The organism is Haloarcula amylovorans (assembly GCF_004681185.1).
In the GTDB taxonomy this organism is placed as follows: Archaea; Halobacteriota; Halobacteria; order Halobacteriales; family Haloarculaceae; genus Haloarcula; species Haloarcula amylovorans.
Map to the genome: position 1 here is coordinate 886,093 of NZ_SRIF01000002.1, position 15,443 is coordinate 901,535.

Genomic DNA, 15,443 nt, shown 5'->3' on the forward strand with positions numbered 1-15,443 from the left:
TCTCGTATAGATCTCTATAGCAACCAGGCAATCGACTGCAGTGCGGTGGCGGTAGTATTGCGGTTTTGCGGTGCGGTCCAGCCCGACCGAAGGGAGGGGTGGGTATTTGGATTGAGTACCCTTCGGTACACTACCTAAGGGGGCCTTGCCCAGCTGGTGCGAAAGCGCCCGCGAAGCCACCGGCTGTCGGGCCGATCGCCGAACAAAATTACGTGAATGAACGGGATGGAACGCGGTTGGTATATAAATGAAACCGCCCGCTGGATAGTGATGCCTCTCTGCTGGAGCCGGCTACCAGATGGACCGGTGGACCTCGTGCTTACCGAGGAACCGTCCGTTGTTCACGACTCGACGGCCCTTCCGGACCTGACCGTCAAGCCCCGTCCAGTCGATGAGTGCGTTCTCGAACCGCTCGCTGGGGAGCGGTGACGCCTCCGCGGCGTCTAGCCCCGAGCGGAGTATCTTCAGCATCTCCTGCAAGCCTACTGGCCGCTTCAACTCCATCTCCAGCGGGTCTTTCGTCGAGTGAACGACGATGCCGTGACGGTTCGCCCAGCGCTCCAGGGCGCTCGGCTCGCCGTCATCTCGTCGCGAGAACGGCGACGCTCGGTCGGCCACGCGCTTCAGTGAGTCCATCGTGGTCTCTTTCGTCGACTGCCAGCGCTCGGCGATCTCCTCGATTTGGTCGCGAACGACGCCGTCACGGAACCGAACCATGCCGTTGTCGACCTCGATGATATCGGCGAAGCGCTCGGCGGCACGGTAGACCGTCGACGCTGATTTCCCAGCCTCGTCGGCGACCTCCTGGTAGTGCCGACCGCCGCCGTCGGTCATCGCAACGAGCACGTCCCATGCGCCTTCGCTTGTCCCCGGACCAGCGAGTTGGTCAGCCGCGTCGGCGCGGGTCTGTTGCTCAAGGTCGGGCATTGGGTTCGGACGCACGCCGACCGCGTCATCAGCCTGCCCCGGCTCAAAGTACGGGTCTTCAATCCAGACGTCCGAATCAGGCGCGAAATCGACACCAGCCCAATGGAGCGCGTTCACAACGGTCTCGCGGAACTCCGCGACTGCCGTATCGTAGCCGGTCCACTGAATCGGTGACTCGCCGTCAGGGTAGTAGTCGGCCCAGTACTGACACTCGATTTTGTGGTGAAACAGAGGGTCGTCGCTCGATGTCTCCGATCGGACCCACTTCGGTTGATAGCACTTCAGCCGCTTCGCTAGCGTCTGGTCGGGCAGTAGCCGCTTCCAGTTGTCAGGAGACAGTGCGACGGCCTCGTAGTGGCCCTTGATAGCCTCGTGGTCCCAGTGATGTTCGCCGCGACCGCGCCCGTTCGAGAACTGCGAGAGGTGTTCGAGGACGCCGCCCTTCCCGGCGACCTTCCCCGTTGCAGTGTCGCGCTCGATGCGCCCGTAGAGTTCAAGCGCGTAGATGCGCGACCACTCGTGAGCCTCGACAAAGTAGCCAGCATCAATAGAGAGGTACGAGGCGAGCGACTGGAGCAGACCAAGAACCTCGAACTGCGAGAGGTTCGTCGATTCAATCTGGACACGGACAGACTCGGGACACTCGGTCGGCATCCCGCCGATGAGGTCGCCGGTCTCCACGTGGCAAGCCTTCGGAAATCCGGGCCTGAACGTGAAGTCAGCGCCCAGTTCGTTGTGCGGGTCGTCCGCGGCGTACACTCCGAGTTTGTACTCGTTCATCGCACCGTCGAATGTCGCCGATGGCGGAGCTTCGATTTTCCCCTGCCAGTGGCTCGACCGGACGATTTCGTACTCTATGTCGTCGAAGGTGAACGTCTCCTCTCGTTCATCGAGGTCAGGCTCGTACTGACTCACCATCGCCCAGTACGGCGAAAGTCCACCGTTGTCGAAGATGGTGTGCGCACCGATACGGTGGGGCTGGAGGTCGATGACGTCCTCGATGCTAGTGACGACACCCGTCACTGGCGCTCACCTCCGTCGGTCGCGTACTGACCGAGCGTCGCGGCCTCGGTCTCCGGTGAGGTCTCGCTCGTGTCTACGCTGTCGGGCGTATAGCCAGCGCTCACGTTCGCACGTTCTTCCTCGTCGCGCTCGCGCAGTTCGGCGGCCGTCGGGCCGTCCTCGTCGCCGCAACAGTCACACGGCCGTCGTGGGCCGTGCGGGAGCCGGTCGGGGCGCTCGCCGTGGAGGTCGAGCCACTCCTCACGCTGGTCGAGGCGCTGCATAACCTTCGCCCGTGGTTCGCGATCGTAACGGGCGGCCAGCCGGCGCTCGGCAGCTCGCCACGCGCGAACTCGCTCGACGCTGTCCATCCCGTCGATGAGCGTCAGCACCATCTTCCGGCGGAACTCGTGAGACAGCAGGTCCCAGTCGAGCCACCTCGCCGGATCTTCGCTGATACGCTTCCGGATACCCTCGCAGTGCAACCGCTCGCGGCGGTCGCCTGCCTGTGACGTCGAGGGCATCAGTCATCGGCCCCCTCGACGACCGCGGCATCGAGCACGTTCGACCAACGCAACTGCGCACAGGTCCCTTCGCGTCGGTCAACCGCGTACCAGCGGCCGCGAAGATGTTCGTCGATGATGCTGGCCGGGACGACCGCGACGGCGACCAATTCCTTCGCCGCTCCGGACTCATAGACCGCGAGGACGTAAACCGCGGACTCATCGACTAACCAGCGGTGCTGTCCGGTGTCGCGGCCCTTGAAACACCACGAACCGTGGGCCGTAGCCGTGCCTTTCGACCGTTCGAGGACGCACGCCTTGATTTCGAGGCGCTCCTCACTCTCGACAAGCGGCGTCGCCCATCGAACCGGAACGCCAGCATCGATAGTCGATGGCTCGAACAGGCCGGTCGTGACCGCGTCGTAGTGGTCGTCGGCATCGACCGCGGCATCGAGCACGTCGATAGCGTCGATGACCAGCGTCTCGACGTCGGTCCCGATGGCCTTCGGGTCGGCCAGCGTATCGGTACTCACGTGACGACCCTCCGGAACCGCGATGCCTTCGCCGTGGGCGACCACTGTTTGACCGTCGCCGAGCCACCAGCGTAGGCCCAGACGATCGCGCCGAGCAGATGCTCTCGCGCGATAGACCTACGCATCGGAATCACCGCCTATCAGGTCGTCACCGGAGCGAAACAGCCGCGAGTTGTCCTTCCGCGTCGAGCAACGCGGGCAGAGGTCGTCGGACTGAATAGGACCTTCGTCGGGCTGGTCCGGTCGGAGGTAGCGAAAACGTTCGGAGGTCAGGGTTTCGTCGCCGCAGTTGTCACAGTCGAACGTCTCGCGGCCGCCGTCGGTGACGATCTCCTCGCTGTCGAATCCACAGAGTTCGCGGAGTGACCGGTTGTCATTCGCGCGTTCCCACGCGTACGCTCCGTAGAGCGTCCCAGCGACCCACGAGAGCACGCAGTAGCCGAGCGCCAGCGTGGCCGCTTCCCCGCCGGTCGGGTAGAGCGTCACTGCTCTCCCTCCTGGTGAGTGGCTGTGTCCACAGAACGGAAGCGACCACAGGCACCACAGCGGCCACTTGGACGCACTGATTCGCACTCACAGTAGTCGCACGGTCTGGCATCTCGGAGCGGTAGTCCAGAGTGGTCAGTACCGTTCTCGACGGTACCACCATCGGTCATCGGCTCGCCTCGGTTCTCACGGTCCCACTCGAACTCGTAGTCAGGTTCGAACTCGGGGTCTTCGAGCTTCGCGGCCAGCCCGTTGTCGCCACTGTTCGGGCCAAACATCGAGAAATCGGTTTCGCCGTCGTAGTCGACGCTTCGGTGAAGCTTCGACCCGTTCCGGTAGCTGTAGAGGAACGTGTCGATCTCCTCGGTGACGTCGTCCCAGCCGTTCGGGAAGCACTGCGGACAGAGGTCGAAGTCGTCGACGCGACCGGAGTCGACGGCGGTGCGTTGCCAGCAGGTATCTGCGAGACATGGCGTCTCCAGCGTCACGTCGGTCGTCACGCGTCGTCACCTCCGTCGGTGGCGATGGACTGACCTCTCTCGTCGCTTCGAACGGCGTACGCTGAGGAAACGCCAGCAGCGTCGCGCTGGCGGGTCGCCGGGTTCGTACAGGCAGGACAGGCGTGGAGTTTGCCGTCGTTACCCGCTCGAACGCGGCGGTAGTCCGCGGAGACGTGCGCCCCGCAGTTGTCGCAAGACGGCATCAGGGACAGCACCTCCCGTTATCCAGCGCCGGACAGCGCTGTTCCTCGTCGGTAATCGGGAACCCACAGAACTCGCAGACGCGCGCGGTTGCGTCCGTCTCCGAGGTGTCGGAACTCACGCCGACCACCTCGTACTTAAAGACGGGTGTTTACTGCACTTGGCAGTAGTCAGGAATTTGGTTGCAGTAGCACTGTGAGTCGCGTAATTTCCATCCGGGTAGAAATTGAGTGGGACCGCCGAGATTCGAACTCAGGTCCGACGCACCCCATGCGCCGAGGATACCGCTACCCCACGGTCCCGCACTCGGGAGGAGGGGGGTGTTTTAATTAAGGGCTTCGCTTTGCCGACGCCGTGGGCCGTCGTACCGGGGGTCAGACCAGCACGCGTTCGAGGGCGACGACGGTACCGCTGTCGGCGTCGGGGTCGCCGACCAGCGTGCCGAGACAGACCGCACCGCCGTCGGGGGTGTAGCAGGCAACGAGCGACTCCCGTTCGGGCGTGATGTTGCCGACCTCGGCCGGGGAAACGTCGATGACGCCGGGGGCGAACACCGACGCGCCGTTGGCGACTTCGCGGGCGGCGCTGGGAGCGATGGTCACACGAGGGAGGTGAACGAGTGCGCGTTCTGCGGGCTGGATGGCCTCGTGGAGGGACGCGTCGTCGCCGTCCTCGGTGAAGGCCAACGCGTCCACGAGGTCGTGCATCGTCACGAGGGCAGCGTCGTCGAAGGTGCCCGTGGCGGTGCGGCGGAGGTCGCCCATGTGCGCGCCGGTGCCGAGCGCCAGCCCGATGTCGTGACAGAGCTTCCGGATGTAGGTACCCGATGCACAGCGGACGCGCAAAAGCGCGCGGCGGTCCTCGCGTTCGAGCACGTCGAGGGCGTGGATGCGGCGGACGCGTAGCTGTCGTTTGACGGCGCTCTTGCGCGGCGGTTTCTGGTAGATCTCGCCTTCGAACTCGGCGACGACCGTCTCGAAGTCCGCCGGAGCGTCGCCGTGGAGTTCGAGGACGGCGACGTACTCCTTGACGGCGTCGTCGAAGACCCGGGCCGCCCGTGCGGCGTCGCCCAACAGGATCGGAAGACAGCCGGTGACTTTCGGGTCGAGCGTCCCGCCGTGGGCCACGCGGTCCTGTCCGGTGGCGTCGCGGACCCACGCGGCGACCTGATGAGCGGACGGTCCCGGCGGTTTATCGAGGTTGACGACGCCGAACGACCGGAGGGTATCGGGATCGCGCTCGCCGGGTGGGCCACGGAAGGGCATTGTCAGAACTCGTACCGGATGTTCTCGATGGGTGCTTTCCCCTCGTCGCCGTCGGCGCGGTAGGAGTCGATCGCGTGGAGTGTCACGCTCAGAACGCCCTGTGGGTCCCAGCGGGCGGTGTTGACCGAGAGGTCGTAGATAGAGAGGTCGTCGAAGTCGATGTCGTAGTAGTCGTTGTAACGCTGGGCTTCGCTCTCGCCGCGCTCTTCGGTCTCGGCACGGGCCTGGTCGAAGGGTTTGTTCTCCCGCTGGGCGATGCGGTCGGCGCGGACGGAAAGCGGTGCGGTGAGCCAGAGCTTGATGTCGGCGTACTCGCCGGCCATCCAGCCCGCGAGACGGGATTCGAGTACGAGGTTGTCGCGTTCGGCGGCGATGTCACGCAGGCGGCAGTCCAGGTCGCGGTCTATCTGGTCGTCCTCTTCTGCGGCCTTGTTCAGTTCAAGCGGTGTCATCCCCCGTTCCTCGGCCAGCGAACGGAAGATGTCCCCGCCGCTGACGTGGTCGTAGGAAAGCGCGTCGGCCAAGCTCTTGGCGAGTGTGCTCTTGCCACTCCCAGCGGGACCGGAGACGGTGATCAACATGGTCGTTCTCCGAGGGAGGCGATAAAAGGAGTTGTGTCTTCACGCGGTGTCAGACGACGACCTGACTCAGACGAGCGAGCGGGCCAGTCGGAGCGTAACGAAGTACTCGATGAATGCGGCGACCAGAATCAGTAGTTCGGCTATGAGGAACAACGCGATTGCGTCTTCGATGTCCGAACGTCGGATGGGGTCGGCTCGGTTCGAGCGGAGATATGCCAGGAACCCACCGACCGGACGCAGGCCAGCCGCGAGTGCGAGCCATATCGCGGGCAGTTCGATGGCTGCATGGGGCAGGAACAACAGCGCGACCAGCCCCGGTGATCCTGACTCGACGAGACTCGTCCCGACGACGACGCCGTGTGCGAACCCGTTCTGAAACCCTAACACGACGGTGAGCGTGCCGAAAAACACTGCACCGACGGCCATCAACAGTCCGTTGAGAAGGTTGACGCCGAGAATGTCGAACAGTGTTATCGAGGCGAGGCTGGGTGATGCTGGCGACCAGTTTGCCGGGAGCGCCGACGGGTCGACGGCCCCGGTCGTCGACCCGAGCGCACCGCCGAGGAGGAAACCGATACCGTAGAGCACTACGCCGCACAGAACGTATCGTCGGCTACGGGAGAGAGACTGAAATACTCGATTCGAACGAGCAACAAGCATGAAAAACGGGAAGTTCGCTCCCGTTTACCCCATGACGCCGGCCTTGGCGGCGATACCACCGGGACCGTTCGGCATCATCTTCGCGCCAGCGCTAAAGACGGTGACGCCGACCATCGCATCGCCGGGAATGGGCGTCGCGGCACCGGCACCCGTCAGGACGATACCGGCGTGCGTCGCGGCTGCAGTGCTCCCAACAGTGAGGGCGAGCATCGCAACGGCGGCGATGGTGGTGAGCAGTGCTACACTAGCAGGCGAACTGGATTCTGTGGATTCTCCCATAGTGGCAATCGCGGGGACTATTTCCCCATCGACCCGTATACTTTCCTGTCATAAAAAACTCACTCTCATTGCATTAAATAATACTCTATAGAGAAGTATTAGATGGCCACCCATTCATATACATGTGTGTCGATCGTACACAGAAGACAGTAGATATAAAAATTATGGAGTCGAGGTCGAGATTATGAACCGACAGGTCGTTGACCTCGTCACGTCTCCGAACGAGTTCTTCGCCCGGGAACGGCGGGACCCCGCTCTCCTCGGTCCGGCCGTCGTCGTTGCGCTGGCCGGTGTGTTCGTCGGCATCAACTCCCTGGTACTGGTTCCGCTTCGCTCGCAGGGAGTCTCGGGAGAAGCGATGGTGTATCTCTACGCGGGTGTAGCGTTCGGATGGATCACGACCATCCTGACGATGTTCCTGCTGTGGATATTCTACGCGGGGGCGTTTTTCACTGTGGCGACGTACCTCTTTGACGGGAGCGGCGATTTCCGGAAGTTACTGAAACTCGCTGGCTGGGGATTTGTCGGCCAAATAGCTGCATCCGTCGTCTCTGTAATGGCGAAGGGTATCATCTACACGCAGATCGACCCGGCGGCCGGAGCCGTCGTCGCACAGATACAGACCCACCCGCTGTTTACGGTCGCGAGTACCGTCAGCATGGTCGGGTTCTTCTGGAGCATGTGGCTCTGGAGCTACGCGATTCGATATTCGCTCCACCTCTCACTGATTCGGTCGCTCGTCGCGGTTGTCGTTCCCGTTGTCATCAGTGCCGGACTCTTCTTCGTGACGCGTCTGTTTCCCGGAATGTCCTGACCCAGGTGGGCCATCGTGAAAATACGAGCGGTCGTCAGCTCGCGGTCGGGCTGGTCTCGACGTTGAGCGCCTTCCGGATGATCTGGGTAAAGGAGATGGAACAGAGGAAGTACCAGACGATCCACGCTTGCATCGGTCCGGCGACGCCCTCCTGCCAGCTGGCGACTTCGCCGATGATGGGGAACGTCATGACCGGTGCCTCGACGGTCATCCCGGTGCCGAACACCATCCAGTAGATCCAGAGGAAGACGGGGATGTTGATGAGCATGATCCAGACCATCGGGCGGAACATGGCGAACATCGACCCCATCTGCTCGGTCATCGCCTCCATCTGCTCCTGCTCGATGCGCTCTACGGCCTCGTCGTCGCCGCGCTCCTTCGCGTCTTCGAGGCGGTTCTGGATGTCTTTGATCTGCTCTTGACTGTCCTGCATCCCGTCCATGTCCATCAGCTGGTCCTGCAGAATCGAGGACGTGGTGCCAGTGAAGACGGCCAAGACGAGAATGACGACGTAGAACGGGACGAGCTCTGCGAGCGGTCCGAGCGCGATGTCGATGACGCCGCCGATGGCGTCACGGACCGAGGTGAGCGAGTAGCCAGCGAACAGTCCCAGCGTCGCGAGGCCGGCGAGTTTGTCCCACGTGCTCCACCCGCCGTCCTCGTCGTCGTCGGCTGGTTCGGGGTCCGACTCGTCGAGCGCCTCGCGGACGCCGTCGGGGTCGTCGATGACGAACCCCTCGCCGTCGGCGTCGATGAGCAAGCCCGATTCGATGAGTCGGCCCCACTCGCCGCTGGTGAGGTCGTCGCTGACGTCACTCCACGTGACGGTGCCTTTCTCCTCGGCGACCGAGAGGACCGTCGCGAGCGCGTCGGTCATTGCTTCGCCTTCGTCGGCGAGTCGGTCTACCTTCGGCGCGGTGCGTGCCATTGTACTGTGTTCAGCGATGACGGCTTATCAACGTTTATTCTACGCGGGCGTCGACCGCGGTTTCGATGTCGTCCCAGACCTCGTCGGGGGTCTGCTCGCCGTCGATGATGACGAAGGACTCGCGATTCTCGTAGTGGTCGATGACCGGCGCGGTGTTCTCCTCGAAGACGTCGAGACGGTTGCGGACCGACTCCTCGTTGTCGTCGTCGCGCTGGATGAGCTCGCCGCCGCACTCGTCACAGACGCCCGCTTCCTCGGGCGGGTTGAACTCGACGTGGTAGTTCGCACCGCAGTCGTCACAGACCCGGCGGCCGGTCAGGCGCTCGACGAGTTCCTCGCGGGGGACTTCCAGCGAGAGGATGACGTCTAAGTCGGTCATCCCTTCGAGTTCCTCGGCCTGGTCGAGATTGCGCGGGTAGCCGTCTAGGACGAATCCGTCAGCCTGTGAGAGTGCCTCCTCGACGATGGCGTTGACGACGGCGTCGGGCACTAGGTCGCCGGCTTCCATGTACTCACGGGGCGTGTCGTACTCCGTGTCCATGTCGCTGATGTCCATGTCCTTGTTGTCTCGGAGCGCGTCGCCGGTCGTGATGTGTTGCACATCGTACTCCTCGGCGAGGTTCGCGCTCTGTGTCCCCTTACCGGCTCCCGGCGGCCCGAGAATCAGGATTCGTGGGTTCGACATGCTCACGGATTCTCCGGCGTGCGTTAAATGGTTGTCCAAACACGACTCGTCCGAACCGAAAGCGTTGTGCCCTCGCCACGACCCAAATCGGTAAACTCATCGCGGCCTACGCTAGGGTATGCTCGAACCCGGCGACCGCGCCCCCGAAATCAGCGCACAGAACCAGTACGGTGAGACGGTCAGTCCTGATTTTTCGGCCCCGACAGTCGTCTACTTCTACCCCGCAGACTTCACCGGCGGGTGTACCATCGAGGCCCGCGACTTCCAAGAGGTCCTCCCGGAGTTCCGCGAGGGCGGCATCACCGTCTATGGCGTCTCGATGGACGACGTGGAGACCCACGACGAGTTCGCCGAGGAAGAGGGGCTGCTGTTCGACCTGCTCGCCGATCCCGAGGGCAGTGTCGCCGAGGCGTTCGGCCTCGATAGCAGCGAAGGACGCACCGACCGGCGGACGTTCGTTCTCGCCGACGACGAGGTAAAGGCGGTATACGATCCCGAACTCTCTGACCCGTCCGGTCATGCGCGGGACGTGCTGAACGACACGCGCAACGAGTACGTCCAGGGCGGGTAGCCCGTCGGTTCTCAGCGCAGATGCGTCAGAGCCACGGCGTCTCGGGGTCGACCGGATTCGACGGGGCCTCTCCCTGCAGGACGGCCGCGACGTCGCTGGCGACGCCCCGTGAGAGATCCGAGCGGCTCTCCTCTGAGTACCAGCCGACGTGGGGCGTGAGAACGACGTCGTCTCTGTCGAACAGCGGGTTGTCCGGGGACGGGGGTTCGCTGTCGAGGACGTCCAGTCCTGCTTTCGCTAGCTCGCCGTCGTCCAGCGCCGCGACCAGCGCGTCTTCGTCGAGGATGGGTCCTCGTGACGTGTTGACGAGGACGGCGTCGTCGCGCATGCGTTCGAACTCATCGGTCGAGAACAGATGGCGGGTCCCCTCGAAGAGCGGCGTGTGGACCGAGAGGAAGTCCGAGCAGTCGAGGAGTCCTTCGAAGGAGACTTTCTCGACGCCGTAGTCTTCCATCGTCGCCGCGTCGACGTTCGGGTCCTGGGCGATTACGTCGAGACGATAGGCGCGGAGCTTCGACGCGAGGCGGCGAGCGATGCGGCCGAACCCGGCGAGCCCGAGCGTGCGACCGGCCATCCGGTGGAGCGGCTGGCCGGTCTCCCAGTCCCACGTCTCGTCTTTGACCTCCCGGTCGTAGTGCGGAACCGCTCGCACGCAGGCCAGCAACAGCGAGAGCGCGTGGGTCGACACCTCGTCGAGGCAGTAGTCGGGGACGTTCACGACGGTGATACCGTGCTCGGCGGCCGCGTCCACGTCGATGTTGTCGACGCCGATTCCCGCCCGGCCGACGACGCCAAGCGTCTCGGTCCCCGCGAGGACCGCTTCGGTGATAGGTGTGCCCGCGTCGACGATGATGCCGTCCGCGCCCTGGACGGCGTCGGCGACCGCCGATTCGGTCTTCTCGTCGAGAAGCTCGATCGTCGCCCCCGCGGCCTCTAGAATCTCCGATTGCGTCGTCGGGTCGACCGTCTTGTTATCAGAGAGAACGACCGTGTAGTCCATGCCGGTGTTCCGGACGGGCACTACAAAGAGGCTGTCCCGGACCCACTCACGCTGGCGGTCCGTCCCACTCCTCACCGTCGTCCTGTGGCTCGTAGCCGATGGTCTCGCGGGCGTATTCGAGGTCGTCCAGCCAGCGGCGCTCGTTGCCGCTGACGCCGTAGAAGTGGTCCCACTCGACGGATTCGTCGTCTAGACAGCACTCGACCATGTGTGCGAGGTCGCGGCGGGACTGCCAGAGTCCCTTCATCCGGGCCACCTGCTCCTCGTAGTCGTCGCTACCCCGTTCCCAGCGACCCTCCTCGACGCCGCGTTCGGCGTCACCGTAGGGATGGTCGTACTCGGGGTCGCGCACCGAGCCGATGCGGAGGCCGTAAAAGCGGATACCGTGGGCCTCCGCCGCGAGTCGCCCGAGGTCCTCGCCGTAGGCCTTGGTGAGGCCGTAGCGCGAATCGGGCCGGTGCGGTTCGTCGTGGCCCGCCCGCACGCCAGTGTCGTGATACACTTCGGGTGCGTTGCGTACCTCGGCCATCCCGACGGCGTGGTTCGAGGAGGCAAAGACGATACTGTCGAGTCCGGCGTCCACGGCCGCCTCGTAGACGTTGTGGATGCTTTCGAGGTTATCGGACTGTGGTTGGGACCACCCCAGCGACCGGTCGTCGGGACCGCCGGTGCCGGGCGTCAGCGCGAGATGGACGACGGCGTCCTGTCTGTCGAAGTGCGGCCGGATATCGTCGTACTCGCGCACGTCCGCGACCGCGTCGGTCTCGTCGCTCCGCTCGACGTCGAGACGCGTGAAGGCGTACTCCTCGCCGAGGTGGTCCGTGATAGCCGTGCCGACCGTGCCGTTCGCACCGGTGACGAGAACGTCCATACGTGGCGTTCGAGCAGGGCCAGTTTAGTTGCTCGCCCCTCGGGGAACTGCCGCGTCACCGGTGGGCCGACTGACGAGACCTGTTCGTTCGACTGGTCGGCCACAAAACATATTCCCTCGTCTGAGAGATGAGTGACAATGCGACTTAATTTTCTCCGACGGCTCAGAACCACGTTCAGCCGAGAGGATTACTCACCCGGCCACCCGACGAATTCGCCGGACTGGGCGACGACGGCGCTGCGGACCTGCCCGGACTGTGAGAAGACGTTTATCGTTGATGAGATGGATGCGTGTCCGGACTGTGGAACGGCCGTCGAGGTGACGCCCACCGAGCGGGACTTGGGACTGCGGTAGTCGATTTGCCGAGTGGTCGGCCGCTGGTCGAGTCAGAAAATCTGTGCGCCGCGACCGATACGGGTCTGATAGACGCGGGCGTCGATACCGCGGTCGCCGAAGGTGTCGAGCATCGTGCTGGCGATGGCTCGCTGCCGGTCTTCTTCACAGGCGGCGATGACCGTCGGGCCGGCCCCGGAGATGGTGACGCCCGTCGCGCCAGCGGTGAGCGCGGCCTCTCTGACTGCCTCGTAGCCGTCGATGAGTTTCGCCCGCGAGGGCGTGACCACCGTGTCGTGCATCCCCTCGCCGACGAGTTCGGGGTCGTCGCGGTGCATCCCGGTCGTGAGCGTGGCGGCGTTGCCGACGGTCTCGACCAGTTGCTCGACGCGGGCCGTCTCGGGAACGACCCGGCGGGCGTCCCGCGTCGAGACGACGATGTCGGGGAGACAGGCCACCAGCGGGATGGCGGCGTCGACCTGTCGGACGCCCGCTTCCGTGGCGATGGTAAAGCCGCCCATGATGGAGGGGGCGACGTTGTCGTCGTGGGCATCGCCCGAGACGACGGCCTCGCCCTTCGCGGCGATGGGCACCAGTTCCTCGCGGGAGTACCCCCGGTCGTACAGTTCGTTGAGACCGACGGCGGCCGCGGCGGCGCTCGCCGCCGACGAGCCGAGCCCCGATGCCGGCCTGACGCCCTTGTCGATCTCGATGTGGGCGGGGGCGTCGAGCGCCTCCGCTACCGCGCCGACGGTGTTCTTCTCCGGGTCCTCAGGGATGAACTGGCTCCCGGCCCCGGTCACGTCGATGGTCGTCCGGTCGGCCTTCGAGAGGCGGACGACGTCCGCCGGGCGCTCCAGCGCGACACCGAAGACGTCGAAGCCACTCCCGAGGTTCGCGCTGGTGGCCGGCGCCCGGACGGTCAGCATGCCTGCGATTTTCCCCAGTATCATCAAAAAGGTAGCGAACCGCCACAGCGACCCACGAAACAGTCTCAGGATTGAGAACGCCGCCCAAAGTGCTAATACCCGGAGCGATGTCCGACAGGCAAGGAGCGGCATGGAAGGTAACGTGACGATGCTGGTCGTCGTCGGAAGCCTCGTTGGTGGTGTCTGTAGCTTCGGCCTCGCCGTCGCGGCGTGGCGAAACCGGTCGCTTTCGGGCGCAGTCCCGTTCGGCTGGCTCATCGCCGCTGCCGGCGGCTGGTGTTTTCTCAAGGCCGCGTGGCTGCTGACGACCGATCAACAGGTCGCAGCGACGCTGTTCTTGCTCATCAGGCTCACCTCCGGAGCGATGGTCGGCCTGTGGGTCGTCTTCGCGCTCACGTACACCGGCCGCCGAGAGTGGCTCACGCCCGTCCGCGTCGGCGTCCTGTTGGTACTCCCGTCCGGCTACGCCCTGCTGGCGCTGACCAATCCGCTGCATGGCCTCGTCGTCGCCGATGTCACGCTGGTGACTCGGAACGGGCTGTCACTGTTCGTCGGCCGGACCGGCACGGTGTACGCGATACAGACGGTGATCTCGTTCAGCCTCATCGGGTCGGGCTACGTCCTGTTCGGCGAGTTCTTGCTGCGCTCTCGGAACCTCTACCGGAAGCAGACGTTCATGGTACTCACCGCCGGAGTGTTCACCGCCGGCGCGCACGCACTGTTCGTCCTCGGTGCGACACCACATCCCGGCATCAATCCCGCACCGCTCACCTTCGCGCTCAACGGCCTGCTCATCGGTGTGGCGCTGTTCCGATACGACTTCCTCACCGTCGCACCGCTGGCAGGAGACCTCCTCGTCGACGAATTGCCCGACCCCGTACTGGTAGTAGACACCGAAGCGACGGTCATCGACTACAACGCCGCCGCGGCCACGATACTCGGAGACGACCCGGCCGGGCGGTCACTCGCCGCCGACGACCCGAAACTGCTGACGAACATCGAGCGCGGCGACGTGTTCGCGGCAACGGAAACGTCGCGGTACTACGATCCGCAGACGAGCGAGATTACCGACCAACATGGGGCGGTCCGGGGTCAGTTGGTCGTACTCAGAGACGTGACTGGACAGCGCCGCCGGCAGGACCGTCTCGAAGCGTTACAGGCGGCCACCCAGCAGTTCATCGAGGCCGACCAGCGAGAGACGGTCGCGCGACTGACGGTGCAGTTCGCGACGACCATCCTCGACCAGAACGCCGCCGGGGTGTTCCTCTACAACGAACGCGGTCACCTCGAACCGACAGTCGTCAGCGACGCCGTCGAGGCACAGGTCGACGACGACCTGCTCTACGTCGACCCGGCGGAGACGCCGGACCGGCACCTCTGGCGGACCTACGAGACCGGCGAACGCCGCGTCGCGTCGTTCAACGAGGAGACCGTCGGCCCGTTAGAGACGGCGCTCATGCTCCCCCTCGGCGACCACGGGGTCGTCGCCATCGGGTCCGAGGGCGAGACCTACGCCCCGGAGGACGAGCAGTACGCGGAGATACTCGCTCGGACGACACAGGTCGCCTTAGAACAGGTCACGCGAGAGCGTGAACTCCGCGAGAGTCGCGCCTCCATCGAACGACGGAACGAGCAGATCGAATTCTTCAACGGCGTGTTGCGCCATTCGCTCCGCAACGCCATGTTGGTCGTGGGCGGGCGCGCCGATCACCTCCGCGAATACGTTCCGCCCGACCAGCAGCGCCACGTCGACAGTATCGAGCGGTGGTGTGAGAAACTCACGTCGATGAGCGAGACCATCCGCGACATCAACGAGACTGTGGCCGCGAGCGAGGGGAAGCGACTGGAGACCGTCGACCTCTCGGCGGCGATTCAGCGAGTGGTCGAGACCGTCGGTGGCGACTACCCGAGAGCCACAGTCACGCTCGATGTGGGCAAAAAGCAGGTGCTGGCGAACGGCCTCGCGGACGAAGTGCTCACGAGCATCGTCGAGAACGCCGTCGAACACAACGCGGGCGACCCACATGTCGAAATCACCACCCAGAACGCCGGCGACTGGGTACAGGTTCACGTCGCCGACGACGGGTTCGGCATCAGCGACGAGCTGAAGGCGACGGTGTTCGAGCGCTCGCTCACGCCGAATCAGACCGCCGGCGGGTTCGGCCTCTACTTCGTCACCGTGATGATGGACCTCTACGGCGGCAACGTCTGGTTCGAGGACAACCATCCCGATGGGACCATCGCCGTCCTGGAGTTTCAGCGGGCGAGAGACGACGATTCGGCGGCCGACGACGCGGCCGTCTCGCCCGGGAAGTCGCCGACCGCGGACGCGAGTGTCGAAACGCAAGGTAAATCTCCGGACGACTGGTAGGGCG

General features: G+C 64.4%; 20 protein-coding genes and 1 tRNA gene. 4 read left to right on the top strand and 17 right to left on the bottom strand.

Annotated features, from left to right (window positions below; all coding sequences use genetic code 11):
* Positions 1 to 291: 291 nt before the first annotated feature.
* The 12 genes from E4S61_RS11765 to E4S61_RS11815 all read right to left on the bottom strand — a co-directional run bounded on the left by E4S61_RS11765 (position 292) and on the right by E4S61_RS11815 (position 6,937).
* Positions 292 to 1,950 (bottom strand): DUF7845 domain-containing protein, encoded by a 1,659-nt coding sequence (locus E4S61_RS11765; protein ID WP_135304129.1) that lies wholly within the window; start codon positions 1,948 to 1,950, stop codon positions 292 to 294.
* The gene (locus tag E4S61_RS11770) at positions 1,947 to 2,453 is read right to left on the bottom strand and encodes a hypothetical protein (RefSeq protein WP_135304130.1); all 507 of its coding nucleotides are present in this window, start codon (positions 2,451 to 2,453) and stop codon (positions 1,947 to 1,949) included. The genes E4S61_RS11765 and E4S61_RS11770 overlap by 4 nt, the downstream gene beginning before the upstream one ends.
* Positions 2,453 to 2,965 carry a hypothetical protein gene (locus tag E4S61_RS11775; protein WP_135304131.1) on the bottom strand — a complete coding sequence of 171 codons (513 nt, stop codon included), beginning with the start codon at positions 2,963 to 2,965 and terminating at the stop codon, positions 2,453 to 2,455. Before E4S61_RS11775 ends, E4S61_RS11770 begins: the two co-directional genes overlap by 1 nt.
* Positions 2,962 to 3,090: a hypothetical protein gene (locus tag E4S61_RS26515; protein WP_280663804.1), complete on the bottom strand. Its 129-nt coding sequence runs from the start codon at positions 3,088 to 3,090 to the stop codon at positions 2,962 to 2,964. The genes E4S61_RS11775 and E4S61_RS26515 overlap by 4 nt, the downstream gene beginning before the upstream one ends.
* The gene (locus E4S61_RS11780) at positions 3,083 to 3,451 is read right to left on the bottom strand and encodes a hypothetical protein (RefSeq protein ID WP_135304132.1); all 369 of its coding nucleotides are present in this window, start codon (positions 3,449 to 3,451) and stop codon (positions 3,083 to 3,085) included. The genes E4S61_RS26515 and E4S61_RS11780 overlap by 8 nt, the downstream gene beginning before the upstream one ends.
* Positions 3,448 to 3,951 carry a hypothetical protein gene (locus tag E4S61_RS11785; protein ID WP_135304133.1) on the bottom strand — a complete coding sequence of 168 codons (504 nt, stop codon included), beginning with the start codon at positions 3,949 to 3,951 and terminating at the stop codon, positions 3,448 to 3,450. The genes E4S61_RS11780 and E4S61_RS11785 overlap by 4 nt, the downstream gene beginning before the upstream one ends.
* The gene (locus tag E4S61_RS11790) at positions 3,948 to 4,154 is read right to left on the bottom strand and encodes a DUF7563 family protein (protein ID WP_135304134.1); all 207 of its coding nucleotides are present in this window, start codon (positions 4,152 to 4,154) and stop codon (positions 3,948 to 3,950) included. The genes E4S61_RS11785 and E4S61_RS11790 overlap by 4 nt, the downstream gene beginning before the upstream one ends.
* A 229-nt stretch (positions 4,155 to 4,383) precedes the next feature.
* Positions 4,384 to 4,454: transfer RNA gene (locus E4S61_RS11795), tRNA-Pro, on the bottom strand.
* A gap of 72 nt (positions 4,455 to 4,526) precedes the next feature.
* Complete coding sequence (locus E4S61_RS11800; protein ID WP_135304135.1) at positions 4,527 to 5,417, bottom strand: RNA-guided pseudouridylation complex pseudouridine synthase subunit Cbf5; 891 nt, start codon at positions 5,415 to 5,417, stop codon at positions 4,527 to 4,529.
* Positions 5,418 to 5,419: 2 nt separating this feature from the next.
* Entirely contained in the window at positions 5,420 to 5,998 is a 579-nt protein-coding gene (gene cmk / locus E4S61_RS11805; protein ID WP_135304136.1) for a (d)CMP kinase, read from the bottom strand.
* 66 nt (positions 5,999 to 6,064) lie between these two features.
* Positions 6,065 to 6,586: a stage II sporulation protein M gene (locus E4S61_RS11810; protein WP_167768484.1), complete on the bottom strand. Its 522-nt coding sequence runs from the start codon at positions 6,584 to 6,586 to the stop codon at positions 6,065 to 6,067.
* A gap of 96 nt (positions 6,587 to 6,682) precedes the next feature.
* Positions 6,683 to 6,937 carry a hypothetical protein gene (locus E4S61_RS11815; RefSeq protein WP_135304138.1) on the bottom strand — a complete coding sequence of 85 codons (255 nt, stop codon included), beginning with the start codon at positions 6,935 to 6,937 and terminating at the stop codon, positions 6,683 to 6,685.
* A gap of 184 nt (positions 6,938 to 7,121) precedes the next feature.
* On the opposite strand from E4S61_RS11815, the gene E4S61_RS11820 reads away from it, so the two are divergent.
* Positions 7,122 to 7,751 carry a YIP1 family protein gene (locus tag E4S61_RS11820; RefSeq protein ID WP_135304139.1) on the top strand — a complete coding sequence of 210 codons (630 nt, stop codon included), beginning with the start codon at positions 7,122 to 7,124 and terminating at the stop codon, positions 7,749 to 7,751.
* Positions 7,752 to 7,785: 34 nt separating this feature from the next.
* On the opposite strand, the gene E4S61_RS11825 is transcribed toward E4S61_RS11820, so the two are convergent.
* Entirely contained in the window at positions 7,786 to 8,679 is an 894-nt protein-coding gene (locus E4S61_RS11825) for a DUF106 domain-containing protein (protein ID WP_135304140.1), read from the bottom strand.
* A gap of 34 nt (positions 8,680 to 8,713) precedes the next feature.
* Positions 8,714 to 9,364: an adenylate kinase gene (locus E4S61_RS11830; RefSeq protein ID WP_135304141.1), complete on the bottom strand. Its 651-nt coding sequence runs from the start codon at positions 9,362 to 9,364 to the stop codon at positions 8,714 to 8,716.
* Positions 9,365 to 9,482: 118 nt separating this feature from the next.
* On the opposite strand from E4S61_RS11830, the gene E4S61_RS11835 reads away from it, so the two are divergent.
* Positions 9,483 to 9,935 (top strand): peroxiredoxin, encoded by a 453-nt coding sequence (locus E4S61_RS11835; RefSeq protein WP_135304142.1) that lies wholly within the window; start codon positions 9,483 to 9,485, stop codon positions 9,933 to 9,935.
* A gap of 25 nt (positions 9,936 to 9,960) precedes the next feature.
* Here the strand turns inward: E4S61_RS11835 and E4S61_RS11840 are convergent, their stop codons facing one another.
* Both E4S61_RS11840 and E4S61_RS11845 read right to left on the bottom strand, forming a co-directional pair.
* Complete coding sequence (locus E4S61_RS11840; RefSeq protein WP_135304143.1) at positions 9,961 to 10,935, bottom strand: C-terminal binding protein; 975 nt, start codon at positions 10,933 to 10,935, stop codon at positions 9,961 to 9,963.
* A gap of 46 nt (positions 10,936 to 10,981) precedes the next feature.
* On the bottom strand, positions 10,982 to 11,806 hold the full coding sequence (locus E4S61_RS11845) for an NAD-dependent epimerase/dehydratase family protein (RefSeq protein WP_135304144.1): 825 nt from the start codon (positions 11,804 to 11,806) through the stop codon (positions 10,982 to 10,984).
* Between the two features lie 138 nt (positions 11,807 to 11,944).
* On the opposite strand from E4S61_RS11845, the gene E4S61_RS11850 reads away from it, so the two are divergent.
* Positions 11,945 to 12,160, top strand: a complete 216-nt coding sequence (locus tag E4S61_RS11850; protein WP_135304145.1) for a hypothetical protein — start codon at positions 11,945 to 11,947, stop codon at positions 12,158 to 12,160.
* A gap of 32 nt (positions 12,161 to 12,192) precedes the next feature.
* Here E4S61_RS11850 and E4S61_RS11855 read toward each other — a convergent pair whose 3' ends face one another.
* Entirely contained in the window at positions 12,193 to 13,068 is an 876-nt protein-coding gene (locus tag E4S61_RS11855) for a homoserine kinase (RefSeq protein WP_135304146.1), read from the bottom strand.
* A gap of 130 nt (positions 13,069 to 13,198) precedes the next feature.
* Here E4S61_RS11855 and E4S61_RS11860 point away from each other — a divergent pair, with 130 nt between their 5' ends.
* A complete protein-coding gene (locus tag E4S61_RS11860) occupies positions 13,199 to 15,439 on the top strand; it encodes a sensor histidine kinase (protein ID WP_167768485.1) in 2,241 nt (746 codons plus the stop codon).
* The last annotated feature ends 4 nt before the right edge of the window (positions 15,440 to 15,443 follow it).